Consider the following 23,678-nt stretch of genomic DNA (forward strand, 5'->3'; position numbering starts at 1 on the left):
TCTAAACATTAAGTTAACTTTAAAGAAACAATATATTTTGATGATTTCTATATACTTATATCATTACATTTGAGAAATTATAAAGATATATTACAAATCATTTCTCCATTTAAGAAGTTTTTCTACATCTCCTTTTTTTATATAACCGCTATTAAGGGCTTCTTCTATTAAATAATTATAATCTGTCAGCGTGTGGTACACCACATTATCTTTAGCAAATGCTTCTTTTGCTTTTAATAAATCATAACTAAATATTGCTACAACTCCCAAAACTACTGCCCCTGCTTCTTCCAGAGCTTTTACTACCTTTAACGATGACAATCCTGTTGAAATTAAATCTTCGATAACAACAACCTTTTGTCCGGCTACTAAATGTCCTTCTATCTGATTGGTCTTACCGTGTTTTTTCTTTGAATCTCTCACATAAACCATAGGTAAATCCAGTATCTCACTCACCCATGCAGCATGTGGAATACCTGCTGTAGCTGTACCTGCTACTACTTCTACATCTGAGAAAAATTTTTCAATCAATTTTGACAATCCGTTAGCTATTTCTCTTCTTGTTGTTGGATATGACATTGTTATTCTATTATCACAATATATAGGAGATTTAATTCCTGACGTCCACGTAAAATAATCGTTGGGTCTTAATGTTACCGCTCCGATATCCAGTAAATGCTTTGCTATTTGGTTTTCTGTATTCATAGTTTACTCCTTTTTACTCATTATTATTTGCAAATTGCTCTTTAATAAATTTATATATTTTTTGGGGATTACTCACTTTAGTTATTGAACGACCGACTACAATATAGTTACTGCCTTTTTCGTTTGCTATTCGAGGTGTAGCTACACGTTTTTGATCTTCCGTTCTATCGTTTTTCAATCTTATCCCCGGAGTTATTTTTAAAAAATTTTCTCCACACTCTTCATTAATCAACCCAACTTCCCATACTGATGATACAACTCCGTCAAGCCCCGCTTTTTTTGTCAAACGTGCATAATTTCTCACATTTTCTTCTAATGACACAGACACAAGTTGCTCTTTTTTCATATTTTCTTCCGACGTTGATGTAAGTTGAGTAATAGCTATTACTTTTGTATTTTTCCCACCGCCATCTATCATACCTTGTTTAGCAGCTTTTAACATTTCAAATCCACCTGCCGCATGTACAGTCAATATATCTACATTAAATTTAGCTAACCCTTTTGTTGCACCATAGACTGTGTTGGGTATATCATGAAGTTTTAAATCTAAAAATATTTTATGCCCTAAATTTTTTATTTTTTCTATTATTATCGGTCCATTTTGTAAATATAATTCCATACCAATTTTTACGAATAGTTTTTCTTCTCCAAACTTTTCTAAAAATTCCAGTGTCTCTTCTACTGTCGGAAAATCTAAAGCTATAATAACATCTTTTTGCATTACATATTTCTCCTTTTGTTATACTTAATAATAATTTATTAACAGACAACAATCTCTAATTTTTATAAGCACGTCCTTTTAAATCCAATATATGATTTACTCCTAATTCATCTAAGACACTTTCTAGTTTATCAATGATTTTTGGGCAAACATAAGGATCTGTAAAATTTGCCGTTCCTACTGCCACGGCACTTGCTCCGGCTGAAATAAAATCAATTACATCCCATTCGTCCATAATTCCACCCATACCAATTATCGGAATATCAACAACTTGTGATGTTTGATAAATCATACGAATTGCTACCGGTTTTATTGCAGGTCCTGATAACCCTCCCGTTACATTTGCTATTATCGGTTTTCCTGTTTTTTTATCTAATCTTATTCCCACCAATGTATTAATCATTGTTATACCGTCAGCACCTCCACTTTCAACAGCTTTTGCCATTGTTACAATATCAGTTACGTTAGGTGATAATTTTACATAAACCGGTACTTTTGATACTGTTTTTACCCGTTCTGTCAAATAACGTGCCGTACTTGGATCTGTGCCGAATTGAATACCGCCGCTTTTTACATTAGGACATGATATATTTAATTCTAACGCATGTACATTGGGTGCTTTACTTATATGTTCTGCAACATAAACATAATCATCTACCGTGCTGCCGGCGATATTGGCTATAATCGGCACATCATACTGTTCAAGCTCTTTTAGCTTAGTATTAATAATAGTATGTACACCCGGATTTTGTAATCCTATTGCATTAAGCATTCCGCTAGAAGTTTCTGCTACTCTCGGTGTCGGATTCCCAAACCTTTCCTCTTTTGTTGCAGCTTTTATCATAATTGCACCAAGTTTTGATAAATCATAAAACTGAGCATATTCCAATCCGAACGCAAAACATCCTGAAGCCGGCATTATAGGATTTTTTAAATTTAAACCGGGTAGTTGTACTTTTAATCTCTCATTCATAGTTAATCACCTATACCGCTATCTCATCCGCTTTATACACTGGACCGTCATAGCATACTCGGGATACCATACCGTCTATTTTATTACAAACACAGGCGTAACACGCTCCCACACCACATGCCATTCTCTCTTCCAATGAAATATAACCTATATGCTCACTGTCCATATTTTTTAATGCCTTTAACATTGCTAAAGGACCACAGCTGTAATATTTATCATACTGAATATTGTATTTTTTTATTATATCGGTAACGAATCCTTTTTCACCATATGTTCCATCTGCCGTTGCGACGTAAGTAGTTCCTAATTTTTCAAATTTGTCTTTGTAAAAAACATCTTTTTTATTATTAAAACCTAAAACATGAATAGTGTTTACCCCTTTTTCATTGAATTTTTTTGCCAGTTCGTATAATGGTGGAACACCTATTCCACCTCCTACTAAAAGTGCTGTTTCTCCTTTAATTAAAGTAGTAATGTCATATCCCTTACCTAACGGACCTAGGACATCAACCATGTCCCCTACATTAAGTTTTGAAATACACTTTGTCCCCTCTCCATTTACCCGATATACTATAACAAAAGTTTGTTCTTCTTTATTTATTTCACAAATTGATATTGGGCGACGTAATAAAAACTCTCTTCCTTTACCAACTTTTATATTTACAAACTGCCCTGCTGTGTCCATCTCATTTACTATACTTCCTTCTAAGGTTAACTTATATATTTTATCTGCTATTTTCTTATTTTCTACTACTTTAACTAATTGTACTTGCATTAAAATCCTCCTACTTATGATGGTAATATACTAAATGAAATTGATTCAAGAACTTTTAATAAAGCATTCGCCGTATCAAGTGACGTCATACATACAATCTCTTGTTCACTCGCTACCCGACGAATTTTAAAGCCGTCTTTTGTTACATCTTTATCTTTTGATGTTGTATTAATAACTATATCAACATCTCCATTATATATTGCATCTAACACACTGTATTCACTTTGATTAATTTTTCCGACAGCTGTTACTCTCAAATCATGTTGTTGTAAAAATTTTGCCGTCCCTTCTGTTGCTAATAAGTTGTATCCTAAAGCTGAGAAACGTTTTGCAAGCATCAGTGCTTCTTCTTTATCATCATCGCTTATTGTAAATAATATATTACCTTGGTCGCTAACTCTAATTCCTGCAGCTACCAACCCTTTATATAATGATTTTTCCAAAGTTGTATCACTACCTAATACTTCACCTGTTGATTTCATCTCCGGACCAAGGGTAGTATCTACGTCTTTTAATTTTTGAAAACTAAATACCGGTACTTTTGTATAAAAATTATTGCTTTCAGGTAATAATCCTGTTTCATACCCTTGTGATTTTAATGTTTTTCCTATTATCGTACCAGCTGCAAGTTTCGCCATAGGTACGCCTGTAATTTTGCTTAAAAATGGTACTGTACGTGAACTACGAGGATTTACTTCAAGAACAAATACTTCTCCTTTGCTTATTACATATTGGATATTTAACAATCCTACTATGTTTAAACCTTTCGCTAATTTTATTGTATATTCTATCAATTTCTCTTTTTCAAAATATGACAGTGTTTGTGGTGGATATACCGAAATCGAATCACCTGAATGTACACCCGCACGTTCAATATGTTCCATTATTCCCGGTATTACAACAGTTTCCCCGTCACTAATTGCATCAACTTCTATTTCACGCCCTACTAGGTAACGATCCGTTAACACCGGATGTTCCGGCGTTAATTTAACCGCTGTTTTCATATAACGGCGTAATTCTGATTCTTCATAAACTATTTCCATAGCACGACCACCTAATACGTACGATGGTCTTACTAATACCGGATATCCTATTTCTTTTGCATTTTTAAGTGCCGTTTCAACATCAAATGCTGTTTTTCCTAACGGTTGTGGAATAGCTAACTTATGAAGTAAGGCTTCAAACTTATCTCGATCTTCCGCATTATCTATTTCCTCAAGTGCCGTACCTAAAATGTTCACCCCATGTTTTTCTAATTTATCCGCTAAATTAATTGCCGTTTGACCACCAAATTGTACTACCACTCCCAGCGGTTTCTCGTGATTAATAATTGCCATTACATCTTCTTCAGTTAGCGGTTCAAAATAAAGTTTATCTGAAATGGTAAAATCCGTTGATACGGTTTCCGGATTATTATTAATAATAATAGCTTCATATCCCGCTTCTTTTATCGCCATTACAGCATGCACCGTCGCATAGTCAAACTCAACACCTTGTCCTATTCTTATTGGACCGGAACCGAGAACTATAATTTTTTCTTTATCACTGACGATTGACTCCTGTTCCTGCTCATAACTTGAATAAAAATACGGTGTTTCTGATACAAATTCCGCTGCACATGTATCAACCATTTTAAACACCGGAATAATATTATTTTTTTGACGTAATTTATATATATCACTTTCTGTCATATTCCAACGATGTGCAATTACTCTATCGGAAAATCCATATTTTTTAGCATATTCTAATAACGCTAAGTTACCGATATTTTCTTTTAATTCATGCTCAATATCAATTATATTTTTCATTTTTTCCAAGAAAAATATATCAATTTTGGTAATTTCATGTATATCTTGGGTACTTTGCCCACGACGTAATGCCTCACCAATAAAAAATAATCGCTCATCACCTGCTTGTCTTACTTTTTCTAATATTTCTTCTAATGTAAAATCTCCACCATTCGGTAACCCTAAGTGGTGAACTCCATATTCTAATGAGCGTATTGCTTTTAATAAACTTTCTTCATACGTTCTTCCTATTGCCATAACCTCACCGGTTGCTTTCATCTGTGTTCCAAGTTTTCTATCAGCATTTTCGAATTTATCAAACGGAAAACGTGGTATTTTACTTACAACATAATCAAGCGTTGGCTCAAAGCAAGCATACGAATTTTTAGTTACAGGGTTAATAATTTCATCTAATGTTAATCCAACGGCTATTTTTGCGGCTATTTTTGCTATCGGATAACCGGTCGCCTTTGAGGCAAGTGCTGATGAACGCGATACCCGAGGATTTACCTCTATAATATAGTATTCAAATGATTTTGGATCTAATGCCAGTTGCACATTACACCCACCCTCAATTTTTAAAGCTCTAATAATTTTCAATGATACATCACGTAACATATGATATTCTCTATCTGTTAATGTTTGTGACGGTGCTACCACTACAGAATCTCCGGTATGAATACCAACCGGATCTATATTTTCCATATTACAAACTACAATTGCCGTATCATTACTATCACGCATCACTTCATATTCTATTTCTTTAAATCCTGCAATTGATTTTTCCAACAAACACTGTGTAACCGGTGAATAATGTAATCCGCTACTTACAATTTCATTTAAATCATTTTCATTATAACAAATTCCACCTCCGGTACCACCCATGGTAAATGCCGGACGAACAATAACAGGAAACCCTATTTTCTCAACAAAAATATATGCCTCATCTAACGTTGTGACAATTTCCGACTCCGGTACGGGCTCGTCTAATTTATTCATTAAATCTCTAAATAACTCCCTATCTTCCGCTCGTTCTATTGAACTTAATTTCGTACCTAATAACTCTACTCCATAGCGTTCTAATATGCCGCTCTTATGTAATTCAACAGCAAGATTTAACCCCACTTGTCCTCCTAATGTCGGTAGTAGAGCATCAGGACGCTCTTTACGAATTATTTTACTGACAAACTCTAACGTTAATGGTTCCATATACACTTTATCTGCAATTTCTTTATCTGTCATAATCGTTGCAGGATTCGAGTTTACTAAAATAACTTCATATCCTTCTTCTTTTAGTGAAAGGCAAGCTTGAGTCCCCGCATAATCAAATTCTGCTGCTTGTCCAATAATAATTGGTCCTGACCCGATTACTAATATTGTTTTAATATCTTTACGTTTTGGCATTATTGTCGTTCTCCTTGTATCATCTTTTCTCTTGCTATTTCTTTTTAATCGCTTTATATTCACTCATATTTTCTATAAATTGATCAAATAGATAGTTTGGATCATGTGGCCCCGGTGATGCCTCCGGGTGATATTGTACCGAGAATACCGGATAATATCTATGTCTTACACCTTCACAAGTTTTATCATTAACTGACAGATGCGTTAATTCCAAGTCGGTATTCTCCAAAGATTTTATATCAACACTATATCCATGATTTTGCGATGTTATATCAACTTTTCCGGTTAGTAAATTTTTTACTGGGTGATTAGCTCCACGATGACCAAATTTTAATTTATAAGTTTTTGCACCGCCCGCAAGAGAGATTAACTGATGTCCCATACATATTCCAAATATCGGTAATTTATCCATTATCTCGTTTATCATTGCGATTGTTTCCGGTACGTCTTCAGGATCTCCCGGTCCATTACTCAACATAACTCCATCCGGATTTAAGTGTAGCAGTTCTTTAGCTGTGATATTATACGGTACAACTACAATATCACACCCACGTGCATTTAATTCGCGTAAAATCCCTGATTTCATACCTAAATCAACTAAGACTACTCTATATCCTTTCCCAGACGATTGATAAGCACGTTGGATTGATACTTGAGAAATTTGATCCGTTGGAAGATTTGAAATTTGTAATTTTTTAAGCACTTTATCACTATCTGCACGAAGATCGGTAATTACACCCTTTATTGTTCCATGTTCCCTTATTTTTCTCGTTAAACTACGAGTATCAATCCCTGAAATTCCCGGAATTTTCAAATCTTTTAATACATCATGAAGAGTATACTCTGTTCTAAAATTTGATGGTTTTTTACAAACTTCTCTTACTATTAACCCTTTAATACTTGGTGTTATTGTTTCAAAATCATCTCTGTTAATTCCGTAATTTCCTATTAAAGGGTAGGTAAATGTTACTATTTGTCCATTATATGAGGGATCTGACAATGTTTCTTGGTATCCTGTCATTCCGGTGTTAAAGACGACTTCTCCTATTGTTTCTACATCGGCACCAAAGCCGTAACCTTTATATACCGTACCGTCTTCCAAAATTAACTGCTTATTATAACTATACATAACTTTTCTCTCTTTCATTAATTTTTTTGCAAAATTTATTTCAACATTTAATAATGATAAAGTATCTTACCTAACTCATATATGGCGTACAAATACCATATCTTAATTTAAAAATTTCCCTGTATATTGTCATTTCTATTATATTTTCACCATTATAAATATTTTATATCAAACACTTCTTCATCTTTATATGCTATTTTGCCTTCACTTAATGTTAATACAGGTATCCCATAAATCTCTTCATCTACATAAGGGGTATTGCGTCCTTTTGATAAAAAATTATCCGGATTAATTGTTAAACTTTTTTCTAAATCAATTACTACCAAATCAGCATACCCATTTTCTTCCAATGTACCGAAAGGTAAGTCGAAAATATCTGCAACACGCTTTGTCATAACTTCTACTAAAAAATCCAATGAGAAAATTCCTGTTTTTACAAATTTTGTATATAGCTGACTAAATGCTGTTTCACTGCCGACAATACCAAATGCTGCTTTTTGCATTGGTAACTCTTTTTCATAAGTTGCATGTGGTGCATGATCTGTTGCTATTATATCAATAGTACCATCTAACAGCCCGGCTATTAACGCTTTTCTGTCCTCACGTGAACGTAATGGTGGATTCATCTTCCACATACCGTTATTATCCGGAATATCCATTTCATCACTAATCAAATGATGCGGGCATACTTCGCACGTTACTTTTATACCGTCTTTTTTCGCCTCTTTTACTATTCTCACAGATTCTTTTGTTGATACGTGACACACGTGATAGTGACAACCGCTCGCTTCTGCCAACAATACATCACGAGCTATTTGAACTGATTCACATATTGACGGTATCCCCGGCAAACCAAGTTCACGACTACGACGACCACAGTGCATACAACCTCCTCGTATTAACGAATTATCTTCGCAATGTGCTACGATTGCCTTCCCTAATTTAGCTGCTACTTTCATCGATTCATACATCATATTTGCATTCTGTACCCCACGACCATCATCACTGAATGCAAAAACATATTTTGCCAACTCTTTAAATTCTGCATATTCCCTACCTTGCTCTCCCTTAGTTATTGCACCGTAAGGAATAGCACGAATAACTGAATCTCTTTCAATAATATCTAATTGCAATTTTAAATTTTCGTAATTATCCGGCACAGGATTCAAATTAGGCATTGGCATAACCGTTGTAAAACCACCACGAGCCGCTGCACGAGAAGCATGATAAATATTTTCTTTATATTCAAAGCCCGGTTCTCTCCAATGTACATGAACATCTATAAATCCGGGGGAAACAAATTTTCCTGCTAAATCAAGCACCCTGTCCACCTTTTCCTCAATGTTTTCAGCTATCTTTAAGATTTTCTTACCGTCAACTAAAATATCTTTTTTCACCAATATTCCATTTTCTAATATTTGACCATTTTTTAGTAGTAACATACTGTACTCCTTTTTATTATAAATTATTATCTTTAATTATTTTTTCTATCATTGCCTGACGCATAAACATACCATTTTTCATCTGTTCAAAAATAACTGATTTTGAGGATTCAACTAACTCATCAGCAATCTCCATACCACGGTTCACCGGTGCCGGATGCATAACAATTGCCGTATCTTTCAGGTATTTATACCGCTCAAGAGTTAGACCGTAATTTTTGTGATATTCCTCTTTTGTTAAACTCATATGTTCACTATGTCTTTCGTGCTGTACACGTAATAGCATACAAATATCCACTTTTTCAATTATTTCATCAAAATCTACGACTTTCCCAAGTGATTCATCTTTAAAACACTCCGGACAAACAAAACTAACCTTTGCACCAAGGCGTGTCAACATATTATAATTACTACGTGCAACACGAGAATTTTTAATATCTCCGACAATAACAATATTTAAATCATTAAATTTACCAAATCTTTCGTATATAGTCATTAAATCGAGTAAACACTGACTTGGATGTTCACCACTCCCATCTCCTGCATTAAGTATCGGTATATTTAAACTTCTTAGTTCTTTATAATATTTCTCTTGGTTATGTCTTATCACCAACATATTACAACCTATCATCTCAAGAGTTTTACATGTATCATAGAAAGTTTCGCCTTTATTAACTGATGATGTCGCTATATCAAAATTAATAACATTAAGTCTATGTTTATGCTCAGCTACTTCAAAACTATGTTTTGTTCTTGTTGAATTTTCAAAAAATAAATTTGCAACATATAAATCTTCACGCGGTGTTACTTTTTTACCTCTTTTCAATTCTAATGCACGTTTAACAAGAGAATATACCTCCTCATTTGTTAAATCTAACATTGATACTATATTTTTCATTACTACCTCCAGTTTAATGTTTATGAATAAAATACCTTGAAGTACAGGCTTCAAGGTATTTTGGTTATAATATTTCTTAATTTTATAAATATATATTTCTATCAATAAAAAATATATATTCTTACCAATCCCTTGCTAGCCTCTCCGGACTATCTTAAAAAGATTTTTTATCTATATTAGTAATATTTCTTCACTGTTGTCCACTTCATTTAAAAGCACTTTAACATTTTCTTTTTTTGAAGTTGGAATATTTTTTCCGATATAATCTGCACGTATCGGTAATTCTCTATGCCCACGATCTACTAATATCGCAAGTCTTATCGCTTGCGGTCGACTAACGTCCATAATTGCATCAATCGCTGCACGAACTGTTCGTCCGGTATACAATACATCATCAACTATAATTACAGTTTTTTTATTCAAATTCATTTTAAACTTAGGCGTCTTTATTTCCGGATCTTGTGATTGTTTTTCCAAATCGTCACGATAAAATTTAATGTCCAATACCTCTACCGGAACATTGAAGTTTTCTATTATCTTAATTTTTTCTTTTAAACGTTTAGCCAAATAGACACCACGTGTTTTTATGCCGACAAGAACAACATCATTGATATCGTTACGCTCTAAAATTTCGTTTGCTATACGCGTTATCATCCGTGCTATCATCGTTTCGTCAAATAGTACCCTCTTTTTCATCTCTCACCTCATAAAAAATATCCTACTCGTATGAGCAGGACAACAATATACTATACACCTAGATTAATTAAATGTGGTTATTTTAATCACGTATCTTTGCTGACCTCTCCGGATCACATTAAAGATTGTTATTCAAATTATCGTTAGTATATACCATAATATTCTTATTGTCAAATAATATGGTGAGCAAAAATAATCTTCCTATTCATCTATAATAATAATTTAAAATTTATACTTTAATTATTTTTACTATATCTTCACAGATTTTTTCCGTTGCATTTGTCAGATAATTTTGCGCCATATTATTTTTTATTTCGATTAACTGTTGTTTATTTTCCAATAATTCACTTATTATATCGACTAGTTTTCTATTTTTATCTGCTATTTTTGCCATATTATTTTTTTCAAAATATAAGGCATTCTCTTTTTCTTGTCCCGGAACAGGTTTTAATAAAACTAGTGGAATATTACTGGCTAAACTTTCTGTAATAGTTACGCCTCCAGCTTTCGTCACAATTATTGTTGATACTTGCATCCACTCTCTCATATTAGTAGTGTATCCTAAAACTTTAACATGAGAGTTTTCTTTATATAATCTTTGCAATAAATTTTTCAATTTTATATTTTTTCCGCAGATTATCACCAACTGTACATTTTTATTTCTCATCAGTATAGCATTTACTATTTTATTAAAATTTTTTAATACTCCAAATGCTCCTGCCACCAAAAGTAAGGTTTCTTTCTTAATATCTAAATTGTTTTTAGCTAACCATTGTTTTTGGGATATTTGTATATCAAATTTTTCTGAAATCGGTAACCCCAAAACCTTTATATTTTTTCCCTCTACACCTGCTTCTGTAAACTGTATTTTTGTATTTTCGCATGGAACAAAATATTTTAAGGCATCTTCAGTCAACCAACTTTTGTGAAAATGATAATCTGTCACTACATTAACTACAGGTATTTTTCTATTTTTTAAAAGTGTTAATGCCGGCGTTGGAAATGTTGATACTATTATATCAGGTTTGAATTTCTCTATTTTACTGTATAAATAATGGTAACTGAAATATCTATAGACAGATGTTTGTTTATTATTTTTACCCATGTAGTACAAGTAGCCATAAACATCTTTAAAATATGAAAAACTATATAAATATAATTTTCTCAATACTGAAGTTAAGCATGGATGAGCTTGTAAAAACAGATCACATTCATCTACTATAACCCTATCTTTATATTTTTTTTCAAACATTTCTTTTAAATTGCCTGAGACTTGTAAATGACCATTACCGAAAGAACCCGTAATTAATAATATTCTTTTTTTCATTATTTTTTACCGTACTTGTATAATGGACTTTTATAAAATACCCAATAATAAAACACCACTACCGTTATCCCAAGTGCTGCTCCAGCTATCGTATCAGTAGGATAATGTACACCTAAGTATATTCTTGTAAATATTATAAACACTATTCCAACTGTTGCTATAGTTAATGTAACTTGTTTCGTTAATTGTTGATATATTTTTACAATAATTAATGCCATTGAAAAATATAGTATTGTCGCCGACACTGTATGACCGCTTGGAAAACTATATCCCGAAATCTCCGCCAATCTATGAATTTGTGGTCTGGGACGCTGGATAAAATTTTTAATACCCGTTACCAACAAACTACATGTCAACATACTCATTGTTAAATACAACGCTTCTTGTTTATATTTTTTCAAATATAATACGATAACTATTATTATCGTAATTATAATATTTTGAATTGTATCTGATACATTCGTTAATAATGCCAATATTTTTGTGAGAATTGGTGTTTCTAAACTTTGCACTATTTTTATAATTGTCATATCTAATGGAATTAACATATTATTAAAACCCAACACTACTATAATAAAAACTGTTAAACTGCATACCGGTAGCAATATATATATCTTTCCTGTCATCTATTACCTCTTTAATATAAATTTTAAGTTATATCTAATCATTTTATTATTAAAATATTTATTTAATTTTCTAACAACATTATTCTATTATTTTTAACCTACCTCTGAATTGTTCTAAACTTGTATATCCTTTTTCTTTCATTATAACTTTAAGTTCTTCATTTAATCTGGTAAAGACATCTACACCTTCTTTATGCAAAGTTGTTCCGACCTGAACTAAGTCCGCTCCGCACAATATATGTTCAAAGACATCTTTACCGTTAATTACTCCACCGGTCCCAATAATTTTAATATTAGGGTTTAATCTTTCTCTAAATGCTCTCACATTAGCCAATGCTGTCGGTTTAATATACTCACCGCCAAGTCCGCCAAAACCACCTTTTGGCTTAATTACAACTTGTTCTTTATCAATATTAATACATAATCCATTTCCGATGCTATTGACACTATTTACATAAGTTAAAGGAAATTTATTTAAAATAGTTGCCATTTCATCAAAATGTGCTATATCAAAATACGGTGGCAGTTTCACACCAAGCGGCTTTGTAAAGAATGTGAAAACTTCACTGAGAAGTTTTTTTGTTAGCTCAAAATCATACGCAATTTGAGGTTTACCGGGTACATTCGGACATGATAAATTAAATTCTGTAACTCCTTGATAACCGCTTCTTTGAATTTTACTAAGCAAATTTATATTCTCTTCATAACTCATTTCTGTTACTGATAAAAATTGCAACTGAGTACCTTGTTGTTGGCGTTCAATCACATAATTCAAATAATAATCAAGTCCCTTATTTGGTAATCCCATCGAATTAATACTACCTAATTTTGTATCATAATAGCGAGGTTTTGAATTACCTTCTCGCTCAAGTTGTGTCGCCGTTTTTGTAATAAAAGCTCCCGCTTGACTATTTGCAAGTTCTTCTAATTCTTCAATAGACATACAATGAACACCGGAAGCATTCATCAACGGGCTGGCTAATTCTACTCCTAAAAAATTAGTTTTTAACATTCTCTAAACCTCCTGTATATATTAAAAACAGTTTAACATAAAAATCGAATAATAACCATTACTAATTTTTATTTATCTAAAAATATATTTTAAAAACTCTGCGTCCAACTGATTTATAAATTTTATAACCCTCAAATATTATAAAAATGAAGCCTAATATTATTTTTAGACTTCATTTTTATTTAATCTTTTAATAAGTAAATTTTTCTACTGCATGTGCTTTATCAACTAATTTTTTATAAATAGTTGAGTTGTCCAATAAATATTTATGTGTTCCTTGACATTCTACAACACCATCATTAAGAACAACTATTTTATCAGCATTTTCTATTGATTTTAATCTATGAGAAATAACCAACACTGTTTTATTAACAGTTAGTTTATTTAAACTTTCTTGAATTTTTTTCTCAGTTTCTACATCAAGAGCCGCTGTAATTTCATCTAAAATAATTATTGGAGCATTTTTCAAAAATGCACGTGCTATTGATAAACGTTGACGTTCCCCACCTGATAGGGTAGCGCCGTTTTCTCCGATAATGGTATCGTAACCGTCCGGCAATTTATCTATAAAATCACAATATGCCAATTTGGCAGCCTCTTTTACTTCTTCATCCGTTGCATCCTTACGTCCAATACGAATATTTTCTAATATTGAAGTGTTAAATAATACAACATCTTGAAAGACTATTGAAATATATTTGAATAGTGAATCTGTCGCTATACCTTTAATATCATGGTTATCTATTGTTATGCTCCCCTTATCGTAATCATATAATCGTGATACTAATTTTAAAACACTGGTTTTTCCACAGCCGGATACACCCACTAAAGCTGTAACTTCGTTTTGTTTAGCTACAAAACTTACATCTTTTAGAACCTTACTATTTTTATCATATGCAAACTCTACATTTTTTAATTCTATATCAAAATTATTAAATTCTACATTTTTCCCTTCTTGTAAAGGAAATTCTTTTATTTCTTTTATTCTTTTTATTCTTGAGTCAAGATAAAATATTTCTGTAGTATTAGCACTTAAACCATCTACTGCTTCTTTTATTTTTGTAGCAGCAAAAATATAACCTAGTAGGTATAAAAGATTTATACTTCCATTTGCGTATAATATAGTTCCTACAACTATTACCCCCGCTAAAGATAATTGAGATACTATCCACGAGAAAAGCATAGGTACAAATAAAACTACTTCTGCTTTTAAATGTATTTTCTCACTTTCTTCCATTTTTTTATCTAAACTTTTTCTAATTTTCTCAGATAATCCAAAACTTTTTATATCTTGTTGTAACTCAATTGCTTCTTGAAAACTTTCTGAGTTTGCTCTTAATTTTTCATAATGCTTCTTATTGGCAGAAAGTTGTAGTTTTTTTGAGATTACTATAAACATATAACTTACAGCAACCGATACAATAACGGTAAGCCCAAGCCAAACATTTCCGAGTAATAACAATATAGATATAATAGGGAAAAATATGAAAAATCCTATCACTTTAGCCATAGCGTGACTCATAGCATGCTCTATTGCTTCGACGTCTTTCATTACAGTTTGACTTATATCAGATAAATCGTGTTTTGAAAAATATGACAGAGGTAACTTACTAATTGTTGTTGCTATATCTATTCGTAAATTTGCACTTTCTCTATACGTAGAATTAAACAGAGAATCATACTCTTTGTCTAATAATATATACATAACTATTAAAACTACTATAGATATACCTAAATATTCATATTTATTTTTTATATGGTCTAACAACAATCCATCTATAAAATACATTAATAATATTGCCGGGAACATATTTATAAAATACACTAAAAATGAGTATGTACTGGCTCTCATTAAATCCTCGGCTCCTTGATCGGTTAATGCAAATAAATTTTTAATCTTATTTTTCATGACTAACCCTCCATTCATTTGCCTGTCCATAAACCCTTTGAAACTCTTTATATGAACTATCTATAGACATTAATTCTTCATCAGAACCTCGTTCGATAATTTTTCCATTATCAACTACAAGTATCTCATCTACATTTCTTATACTTGATAAACGATGGGCGATCATTATCACCGTTTTATCTTTAATAAGATTTGCAAAAGCTCTTTGTAGTTCATACTCATTATCAGGATCCACCGCTGCACTTGCCTCGTCCATAATTATTATTTTTGCATCTTTTAAAATAGCTCTGGCAATTGCTATTCTTTGTTTTTCTCCGCCTGATAGATATACTCCTTTAGTTCCGATTACGGTATTTTCTCTATCTTTAAATTTATCTAAAATACTATCACACCCTGCAAGATGAAGAGCCTCCATAACTTCTTCATATGTTGCATCATCTCTTCCTAATTTTACATTTTCATAAATACTATTTTTAAATAATTTTACACTTTGAAATACAAAAGAAATATTTTTAATAAGTGCTTCTTCTTTATATGATTCTATATTTTCACCACCAATTTTTACAGCTCCTGAACTGATTTTGTAAAAACCGGAAATAAGTTTAGCTATAGTTGATTTACCACTTCCTGAAGAACCTACAAAAGCATAACTTTTATTTTCTTCAAGTTTAAAACTTAAATTGTTTAAAATAAGTTTTTCATTATAACCAAAATTAACATTTTCAAATTCTATATCAAAGTTTTTAAATTCTTCTTTATCTCCAAAACTTAATTTATTGCTCTGCATTTCACCAAAAATATTTTCTAATTTTTCTACCACAGAAGTTCCTAAGTATGCGTACATCGAAACATACATTATTCCCATAATAGATACAAATAAAACTCCACTTAAAAACAGTATCATTATTAATTCAACGGTTAATTGTCGTGGATTACTCATATCAATAAAAAATACAACAATTGGTATTATTATAGCTATAAAACCGTAAAAGAACAGTTGAAAACCGACATATCCTCTCTTACAACTCATAGAATAATCAAGAGCATATTTTGAATAATCTTTTATGGCATTGTGTAAGGCTTTAAATGATAAAACGTTAATACCGAAAATTTTTATTACCTGTATACCTCTTACGTACTCAACAGTTTCACTACTAAGTCTTTCTAAAGATTTTTGGTAAATATCCATAAAGTTCTTTTTACCCATCATAAGTGATAATGCCAAACCGCTAACTAAGCATAAAACCACCAGTGATACTCCTACTTTCCAGTTCACTACAAACCCTAATATTAAAATTAAAATCGGCGTTAATATCGCACGTGCATTATCCGGAATTAAATGTGCCACTATCATGTGAGTTTGTTCTGCATTATCATCAATAATTTTTCTTGTTTTCCCTGAAGTATGGGTATCAAAAAAACTGAAACTTGCATTTGATAATCCATTTATTCCATATTTTCTAAGATTTGTTTCTAATCTAAATCCTAAAACATGAGTTATTATACCTGAAATTCCATATAATATAGAACTACCAACCAAGAAACCTACTATTACAAACGCATAGTATTTAGAATCGGATATATTATTATCAATGACCAATTTATTTAGAAATTCATTAAAATAATAATATGCACTTATAGTTGAAATAACAGAAAATATAGAAAACAATATCCCTAGATAAACTAAATAACGTTCTTTTGGTACATAATATAATATTTTTTTATAAACGTTTAGCATAAATTTCCTCCTTATTTTTTTATGGTAAAACTACCACTATTTTATTTTTTTATATATTAACCAATTTTATAAAAAATTTATATTACTATTGTATCACTACAGCTATTAATTGGCAATAATAATTACTATCAATTAAGAAAAAAGGGGCTGTATTTAAAATAAATTGTATAGGAGCGACTTAATAAAATCAATTTCCAATAAAATCATGATTTTTTCAGTCACTCCTTTTTAAATATTATATTATTTTTTAGTTACAATATTTTCACCATAACTCAATTTAACAACTGCCGACATAATAATTGGCAACACAACTGCAAGTATAGCTAGACCCACTATTACACCAAGTGCCACGTGAATAAGTGTAGTAATGCCTGATGGATAAAGTGCTGCGAATGTTCCGCCAAGAATAATAGCAGCCGAAATAACAACACCTCCGATTGTTCCTGAAGCGTGGTAAATAGCGTCCTTAGGTGTTAGATGAGCTAAATTTATATTTTCTTTATAACGCATTGCTAAAAATATACTATAGTCCACTCCTAGTGCTATTAGCATAATAAAGATAAAGAATGGTGCATTCCATGCTAAATGTTCTTTGCCTAATATTAATTTAGATAACCACTCCGCTACACTTAATGAAGCAAAATAAGTTCCGATTAATGTTCCTACTATGGCAATAGGTTGAACGATTGAACGAGTAATAGCTATAAGCATAACGGCAATACCAATTAACATAATTGTTGCCGAACGGGTAAAATCTTTATTGGTTAAATTTTCCAAATCATTTATTTGTGATGTTTGCCCTCCAATAGCTATTTTAGCATCTTTCAATGATGTTCCTGCCGTAATAGTTTTTAACTCATCATCTAAACTGTTAATTACCTTAGCTGAATCCAAGGTACTTGGCTTATCTTTCAACACTACGGTTAATTTTGTTACTTTTTTATCTTTTGATAAATATTGATCAAAACTACGATTAAGTTGTCCTGAATTTAATACTGAATTAGGAACATAGAATGTATTTCCGACAAATGATTCTCCTAATTCTTTTAAATAACTGTTAGCATCTGTTATACCTGTGTCAATTGTTGATAATCCTGTATTAGCTTTAGATAATCCGTTTGTCAGTTGGTCCACACTACCACCCATTTGTTGCAATGCGTTATTTAATTGGTTTGTTCCGTCACTTAGTTGCTTACTTCCTGTTTGAATTTTATTCATTTCACTAAGAAGGGTATCCCCTCCCACTCTTATTTTAGTTATCGGTTCATTTAAAGTTTTTGTTTGTTGAACAAGTGCTGTTACTTCACCGGTTAATTCCCGACTCTGAGCTTTCAATGTGGTCAACTGCTCTGTTATTTGTGATAAAGTTGTTACTTTTTCCTCTAATTTTGTTAATCTCGGATCATTTATATTAGCATTGATTTTATCAATCAATAATGACAATTTAGCTAATTTATTGCTAATTACCTCACCTTTAATTCCCAAACTGTCTATTTTTTTTGATAAATCTGATAAATGCTGCATTTGTTCCCCCAGCATTGCTATTTTTGGATTGGTCATTATACTTTCTATATTACTATTAAATGTATCAACCCCATTAACATATGTACCTAATCCTGAATTAAACTTGTCTGTTCCGTCTGCCAATGTATTAGCTCCATCTGCTAATTTATTTACCTGTCCTAATTTACCAGCAACATCTTGATCTTCTATTTTAGTTTTAGCTGTGCTCAACCCACTATTAATTTTTTTAATACCATTTTGAGCCTCACCAACCCTTTGCACCAATGTATTAAATTGATTTTTTAAATATAAAGCGTCAATTTTTTCACCTGTAGGCTCCGTTACAGAACGCACTTTATCTACTTCATTTTTATTTTTTAAATATGTCGTAATTTTATTTATTTCACTTAAATCTTCTTTATTAGTAAGTTCTCTATCTGTTCCTATATATATTGATACCGGAGCAATCATTCCTTTGGAAAAATGTTTTTCTACAACTGTATATCCTTGTTTGGCAAAGTTAGTTTCCGGTAATTCGTCCGCATCATTATAATTTAATGTACGACTTGATAACTGCATTAAAAACGGTATTATTAACACTAGCATTAGCCCTAACATTACTACGGGTTTTTTTAATGTTATACCCGATAATAATGACCACAATTTACTCTCCTTATGACCGGCGGCTTTTCGATTTGGAAGAAACATTTTTTCACCAAGTACGGTCATAAAAAACATATTAAGTGTTAATAAATTAAGCAATAACACCGCTATCCCAATCGCTACACTAACCGCAGATTGATAAATAATAAAATCTGCTAATCCCAATACGGCAAAACCTATGAATACGGATGAACCACTGTATATAATTGTTTTCCCTGCTGTTCTTAGTGCTATCTTAGCCGCTTGTATTTTTCCTATACCGCTTGTTAACTCTTCTTTAAATTTTGTATATAATAAGATGTTATAATCCGTTCCAATACCGAGTAATACAACAACTAAAAATACTTGTGTAAAATTAGACAACGGCAACTCATAATGCCATGCTAAATTCATAGTAATATTTAGCGATACAATCAACGAAATTCCAACTGTAATCAATGATAGAAGCGGTGCAACCCATGAACGAAAAACAATAATTAACACTGCTAAAATAAACACGATTGAAATAATTTCTGTTTTTTTTATACCTTTTTGCGTTTCATTAGCAAATTCATGCGTTAAAACATCACTACCTGTTACATAGGTATTTAACCCTTCTGTTTTTAATTCCGTATTAATATTTTCACTCATTTCTCTTACTTTATCTTTATCAACCGAAATAAGTGCTAATTCTGTCGTTTTATCTTCACTTAAAAGTTGTTTTTCGGCTTCTTTACTATCTGAGGCACTTGTTATACCTTTAATAGAATAATAATCCTTTTTATCTTTTAAACGATTTAAAATTTCAACAATATTTTTACGATTATCATCCGTTAATCCGTCGTTACGATTAAAGACGGCAATTACTTGACTGGTATTTTCATTGTTATTATATTCAATTGACAATTTATTAGCTATCTGACTTTGTAAGTTTTCAGGTAATTTAATCTGTCCTTTTTCTCCGACAACTTTTGAAATACTTGGCATTGTCAGTAAAGAAATAATCAGTATACCTAACCACACTATTAATATTGATGTATATTTATTTTTTAATATTTTTCTCATTACTATTTATCTTTATTATCCTTTCAAAATAATTTCTACATTTTTTTTATTAATAAATAATTTATTTTTGTTAGAAATTAAAAATTTTCGCCTACAATGAACAATCGTTCATTTTGTTGGAAAATTTTTTGCGGTTATTTAATTTCTAACCGCATGCCAACAACTTTCCCTTAATTCCAACAATATATCTTCCGATAAATCAAGCATATTATTATGTTGCAAACAAATTGCCATCTCTATCGGCGCATAAACAAGTGCAATATATGCATTGTTAGGTAAATTTTTAACAATTCCTTGCTGTTTAAAATTTTCCAAATCTTTAAAAATAAACTCAAAAAAATTTGTCAAACAATTATTACTTTCTTTCGTTAAATAATATGAATACGAGTTATCATTAATAAACAAAAATGCTCTGTTGTTCTCTTTACAAAATTCGTATAATTTATCAAAAATATAATAAAATTTTTCTTTTGCTGTATATCCCGCAGGATAGTCTTTCATTATAAAACGACTTAATTTATTTACCGTTTCCTGAAAGAGTTCATTTACCAAACTCTCCTTACTTTCAAAATAACGATAAATTGTCCCAACGCTAACTCCTGCCGCTTTTGCTATCGGTGGAATAGCTGTCCCGTCGTAACCTCTATGTAAAAACATTTCCAATGCAGCTCGAAGTATTCGCTCACGCTTATCATTTTTCTCCATTAAATTCACCTACCATTTTAACTAATTCAAAAAAATTTAGTTCTAAAATGAATAATCATTCATTTTTTTACTAGTATAACATGTGTTACATATATTGTAAAGAGAAAATCGTAGAAATTCTTTCTTAATCAATTTTATTAAATTATAAAATAATATATATTTCTTATTTAATATTTCGTAATTAATCAATATCTCCTTGTTTAATTGTACCAGTCTATTTTTCACTAAGTTATACTATTAAATACATTATAAACTTATCATATCTATCAAACAACATCATTTTTTATAAGTATACTTTTGTTTTAACATACCCGAACTTTACTAATCTCTCCAAATTAGAATTATACTAACCAAGCTGTATTACATCTCTTTTACAACTTCTGCCAACAGTTGATATGAATAATGTTGAGCCTGTTCATCGTAAATATATGAGTTAATCAACAATTCATCAAAGTTCACTCTACGTTTCAAATTTTCTATTTGTTTTCTTACAGTATCTTTACTGCCGATAAAAGAAATTTTTGTCATGTGTTCAACAATACTCTTTTCGTGATCTACAATCTCATTGTAATCAAATTCTATCGGACCGAAATGCGGTACCTTTGTTGCAATTGCATAATTTTTCCATACAGATTCTTCTGAATTTAAAGGTGGCTGTAACCCTTGGGGATTATTAGTTACTATGTTAACAAACGCTTGTAATTGAGTTGTTGATAATTTCTTGGCTTCTTCATCAGTATCAGCTACAACCGCATTAGCGCCGAGAATTACATATGGTTGTTTCAAATTACTTGACGGCTTAAAATAATGACGATATATAGCTATCGCATTTTCCATCATACTAGGTGCAAAATGTGCTGCAAATGAATATGGTAAACCTAACTCTGCTGCTAAATAAGCACTATCTGTACTTGAGCCTAATATATATAGTGGTACATTACGTCCAGCCGCCGGATAAGCATGAACAGGTCGTTCATCTTTAAAATATTCCGCCAACTCATTTACTTCCTTTTTGAAATCCAATTCTTCACTTTTTACCCTTCGGATAGCACGTGACGTATTATAATCCGTTCCCGGAGCTCTACCTAGCCCTAAATCTACCCGTTTAGGATATAGTGTATCAATAGTTCCATATTGTTCAGCAACAATGTACGGGCTATGGTTCGGTAACATAACACCACCGGATCCAACACGAATTTTATCAGTATTAGCTAATGTATGTTGAATTAAAAGTTGTGTTGCACTGCTTGCAACATTTTTCATATTATGATGTTCGGCTATCCAATAACGTGTATATCCTAATTTTTCTACTTTTTTTGCCAATCTGACCATTGCATCCATAGCATCTTTAAAACTTTCATCTTGACGTAATGGTACTAAATTTAATACTGATAATCTCATATACAACCTCCTTTTATACTTAAAAATTATGTTAAAATAATAAAACTACTATTACTAATTTTATACAGATAATGCTTTACATATTATTTTAAATAGCTCTATAAAAATACCTATATTTTCCTGTATATAAATTTACTTTTATATTGCAGAATAATAATAATAATAATATCTTTCTTAATTATAATTTAGTAATTAATTTCTTCAATTATAAAAATATTAAATAAACTGCACTTAACACCATTTTTTGTTTACATACACATTATAATCTTATAAACTAAATTTCGCTAAATTTTATCAACTATATATTATCATAGTTCATTATACTGCTTGAAGTTAACTTTAAGTTAAATTATTTTACAATGTACTAATTAAAATAAAAGCTAGAATAATATAATTTTATGAAGATTATATAATATCAGCAATGTACCTACTAAAAAATTGCACTATAGATGTTTTAAAACACTTCACTAAAAATCAGTATGAGAAAATTATGAAAAATTTGCTGACTACATTTATGAATTTATGTAGTCAGCTTTTATTCAATTTATCACATCAATAAATTTTAAAATTAATAAACTGTACAAGAAAAATTTGATAAAACCACTTTCTTACGAAGTCGTGATTTTTAAGCCTTTCTCATTATCCGTTGAAATTACACTTTAAAACTTTTATTCGGTTATTTACTTATTTATAACCACCTTTTACTATCTGCGATTACTTATATATTCTTTTCTCAGTTTATCAGCAATACCGCTATTTTGAGTACGATGGATAAGATCTGCATGTGGAAATGGTACAGCTTTAATCTCTTTATCGTACAGTATAATTTTATCCGTTTCATTAAAAAGCGGACGCCCCTCTATTTTTCCTGATTTTATAAATTCTATCCAATCCTTTTGAATTGAAATAACTGCTCTTCTATTCTCATCGGTAATTTGTATATTCATCTTATCTATAGTTCCAAAGAAAAATGCAAGTTCTGCTCCATGATAGGAACCGCGAAGTCCATTATATAGATTAGGAACATAATTCATTCTATATCCGTATACAGGACATTTTTTCTCTAACGTTTCCATAAGAAATAATGTACTTGAATGAAATACAAAAAGCTCCATAATCTGAACCTGTAAATCAACAACTCCAGTTGCTTCCATTTTAAATTCATTTTCAAGTATTTCTGCAAATTCTCCATATTTTTTAAAAAGATAAGTTGTAAAATA

The 23,678-nt window shown here is 31.2% G+C and carries 18 protein-coding genes; all 18 read right to left on the reverse strand.

Features of this window, described 5'->3' with window-relative positions:
• Window positions 1-90 precede the first annotated feature (90 nt).
• The gene (gene pyrE / locus HMPREF1983_RS02530) at window positions 91-705 is read right to left on the reverse strand and encodes an orotate phosphoribosyltransferase (RefSeq protein WP_021752721.1); all 615 of its coding nucleotides are present in this window, start codon (window positions 703-705) and stop codon (window positions 91-93) included.
• 13 nt (window positions 706-718) lie between these two features.
• Complete coding sequence (gene pyrF / locus HMPREF1983_RS02535) at window positions 719-1,426, reverse strand: orotidine-5'-phosphate decarboxylase (RefSeq protein WP_021752722.1); 708 nt, start codon at window positions 1,424-1,426, stop codon at window positions 719-721.
• A gap of 55 nt (window positions 1,427-1,481) precedes the next feature.
• Window positions 1,482-2,399, reverse strand: coding sequence for a dihydroorotate dehydrogenase (locus tag HMPREF1983_RS02540; RefSeq protein ID WP_021752723.1), 918 nt, complete (start codon window positions 2,397-2,399; stop codon window positions 1,482-1,484).
• 10 nt (window positions 2,400-2,409) lie between these two features.
• Window positions 2,410-3,174 carry a dihydroorotate dehydrogenase electron transfer subunit gene (locus HMPREF1983_RS02545; protein WP_021752724.1) on the reverse strand — a complete coding sequence of 255 codons (765 nt, stop codon included), beginning with the start codon at window positions 3,172-3,174 and terminating at the stop codon, window positions 2,410-2,412.
• A gap of 14 nt (window positions 3,175-3,188) precedes the next feature.
• On the reverse strand, window positions 3,189-6,365 hold the full coding sequence (gene carB, locus HMPREF1983_RS02550; RefSeq protein WP_040460859.1) for a carbamoyl-phosphate synthase large subunit: 3,177 nt from the start codon (window positions 6,363-6,365) through the stop codon (window positions 3,189-3,191).
• 34 nt (window positions 6,366-6,399) lie between these two features.
• Entirely contained in the window at window positions 6,400-7,494 is a 1,095-nt protein-coding gene (gene carA / locus HMPREF1983_RS02555; RefSeq protein WP_040460860.1) for a glutamine-hydrolyzing carbamoyl-phosphate synthase small subunit, read from the reverse strand.
• Window positions 7,495-7,646: 152 nt separating this feature from the next.
• Window positions 7,647-8,936, reverse strand: coding sequence for a dihydroorotase (locus HMPREF1983_RS02560; RefSeq protein ID WP_021752727.1), 1,290 nt, complete (start codon window positions 8,934-8,936; stop codon window positions 7,647-7,649).
• Window positions 8,937-8,952: 16 nt separating this feature from the next.
• Complete coding sequence (locus tag HMPREF1983_RS02565; protein WP_040460861.1) at window positions 8,953-9,834, reverse strand: aspartate carbamoyltransferase catalytic subunit; 882 nt, start codon at window positions 9,832-9,834, stop codon at window positions 8,953-8,955.
• Window positions 9,835-10,005: 171 nt separating this feature from the next.
• Complete coding sequence (pyrR, locus tag HMPREF1983_RS02570) at window positions 10,006-10,530, reverse strand: bifunctional pyr operon transcriptional regulator/uracil phosphoribosyltransferase PyrR (protein ID WP_021752728.1); 525 nt, start codon at window positions 10,528-10,530, stop codon at window positions 10,006-10,008.
• A 229-nt stretch (window positions 10,531-10,759) separates the two neighbouring features.
• Window positions 10,760-11,857 carry an MGDG synthase family glycosyltransferase gene (locus HMPREF1983_RS02575; RefSeq protein WP_021752729.1) on the reverse strand — a complete coding sequence of 366 codons (1,098 nt, stop codon included), beginning with the start codon at window positions 11,855-11,857 and terminating at the stop codon, window positions 10,760-10,762.
• Entirely contained in the window at window positions 11,857-12,483 is a 627-nt protein-coding gene (locus HMPREF1983_RS02580) for a phosphatase PAP2 family protein (RefSeq protein WP_021752730.1), read from the reverse strand. Before HMPREF1983_RS02580 ends, HMPREF1983_RS02575 begins: the two co-directional genes overlap by 1 nt.
• A gap of 79 nt (window positions 12,484-12,562) precedes the next feature.
• Window positions 12,563-13,495, reverse strand: a complete 933-nt coding sequence (locus HMPREF1983_RS02585) for a dihydroorotate oxidase (protein ID WP_021752731.1) — start codon at window positions 13,493-13,495, stop codon at window positions 12,563-12,565.
• Window positions 13,496-13,685: 190 nt separating this feature from the next.
• On the reverse strand, window positions 13,686-15,404 hold the full coding sequence (locus tag HMPREF1983_RS02590) for an ABC transporter ATP-binding protein (protein ID WP_021752732.1): 1,719 nt from the start codon (window positions 15,402-15,404) through the stop codon (window positions 13,686-13,688).
• Window positions 15,394-17,142, reverse strand: coding sequence for an ABC transporter ATP-binding protein (locus tag HMPREF1983_RS02595; protein WP_021752733.1), 1,749 nt, complete (start codon window positions 17,140-17,142; stop codon window positions 15,394-15,396). The genes HMPREF1983_RS02590 and HMPREF1983_RS02595 overlap by 11 nt, the downstream gene beginning before the upstream one ends.
• Before the next feature lie 240 nt (window positions 17,143-17,382).
• Window positions 17,383-20,352 carry an MMPL family transporter gene (locus tag HMPREF1983_RS02600; protein ID WP_021752734.1) on the reverse strand — a complete coding sequence of 990 codons (2,970 nt, stop codon included), beginning with the start codon at window positions 20,350-20,352 and terminating at the stop codon, window positions 17,383-17,385.
• 138 nt (window positions 20,353-20,490) lie between these two features.
• Window positions 20,491-21,057, reverse strand: coding sequence for a TetR/AcrR family transcriptional regulator (locus HMPREF1983_RS02605; protein WP_021752735.1), 567 nt, complete (start codon window positions 21,055-21,057; stop codon window positions 20,491-20,493).
• 360 nt (window positions 21,058-21,417) lie between these two features.
• Window positions 21,418-22,458 (reverse strand): LLM class flavin-dependent oxidoreductase, encoded by a 1,041-nt coding sequence (locus HMPREF1983_RS02610; protein WP_021752736.1) that lies wholly within the window; start codon window positions 22,456-22,458, stop codon window positions 21,418-21,420.
• Between the two features lie 704 nt (window positions 22,459-23,162).
• On the reverse strand, window positions 23,163-23,678 hold a 516-nt coding region (locus HMPREF1983_RS02615; protein ID WP_021752737.1), incomplete at its 5' end, for a carboxylesterase family protein.

Source organism: Gemella bergeri ATCC 700627 (genome assembly GCF_000469465.1).
In the GTDB taxonomy this organism is placed as follows: Bacteria; Bacillota; Bacilli; order Staphylococcales; family Gemellaceae; genus Gemella; species Gemella bergeri.

Excerpts from the sequence above, each read along its gene's own strand:
- pyrE (WP_021752721.1), bottom strand. The coding sequence starts at position 705 with ATGAATACAGAAAACCAAATAGCAAAGCATTTACTGGATATCGGAGCG.
- pyrF (WP_021752722.1), bottom strand. The coding sequence starts at position 1,426 with ATGCAAAAAGATGTTATTATAGCTTTAGATTTTCCGACAGTAGAAGAG.
- HMPREF1983_RS02540 (WP_021752723.1), bottom strand. The coding sequence starts at position 2,399 with ATGAATGAGAGATTAAAAGTACAACTACCCGGTTTAAATTTAAAAAAT.
- HMPREF1983_RS02545 (WP_021752724.1), bottom strand. The coding sequence starts at position 3,174 with ATGCAAGTACAATTAGTTAAAGTAGTAGAAAATAAGAAAATAGCAGAT.
- carB (WP_040460859.1), bottom strand. The coding sequence starts at position 6,365 with ATGCCAAAACGTAAAGATATTAAAACAATATTAGTAATCGGGTCAGGA.
- carA (WP_040460860.1), bottom strand. The coding sequence starts at position 7,494 with ATGTATAGTTATAATAAGCAGTTAATTTTGGAAGACGGTACGGTATAT.
- HMPREF1983_RS02560 (WP_021752727.1), bottom strand. The coding sequence starts at position 8,936 with ATGTTACTACTAAAAAATGGTCAAATATTAGAAAATGGAATATTGGTG.
- HMPREF1983_RS02565 (WP_040460861.1), bottom strand. The coding sequence starts at position 9,834 with ATGAAAAATATAGTATCAATGTTAGATTTAACAAATGAGGAGGTATAT.
- pyrR (WP_021752728.1), bottom strand. The coding sequence starts at position 10,530 with ATGAAAAAGAGGGTACTATTTGACGAAACGATGATAGCACGGATGATA.
- HMPREF1983_RS02575 (WP_021752729.1), bottom strand. The coding sequence starts at position 11,857 with ATGAAAAAAAGAATATTATTAATTACGGGTTCTTTCGGTAATGGTCAT.
- HMPREF1983_RS02580 (WP_021752730.1), bottom strand. The coding sequence starts at position 12,483 with ATGACAGGAAAGATATATATATTGCTACCGGTATGCAGTTTAACAGTT.
- HMPREF1983_RS02585 (WP_021752731.1), bottom strand. The coding sequence starts at position 13,495 with ATGTTAAAAACTAATTTTTTAGGAGTAGAATTAGCCAGCCCGTTGATG.
- HMPREF1983_RS02590 (WP_021752732.1), bottom strand. The coding sequence starts at position 15,404 with ATGAAAAATAAGATTAAAAATTTATTTGCATTAACCGATCAAGGAGCC.
- HMPREF1983_RS02595 (WP_021752733.1), bottom strand. The coding sequence starts at position 17,142 with ATGCTAAACGTTTATAAAAAAATATTATATTATGTACCAAAAGAACGT.
- HMPREF1983_RS02600 (WP_021752734.1), bottom strand. The coding sequence starts at position 20,352 with ATGAGAAAAATATTAAAAAATAAATATACATCAATATTAATAGTGTGG.
- HMPREF1983_RS02605 (WP_021752735.1), bottom strand. The coding sequence starts at position 21,057 with ATGGAGAAAAATGATAAGCGTGAGCGAATACTTCGAGCTGCATTGGAA.
- HMPREF1983_RS02610 (WP_021752736.1), bottom strand. The coding sequence starts at position 22,458 with ATGAGATTATCAGTATTAAATTTAGTACCATTACGTCAAGATGAAAGT.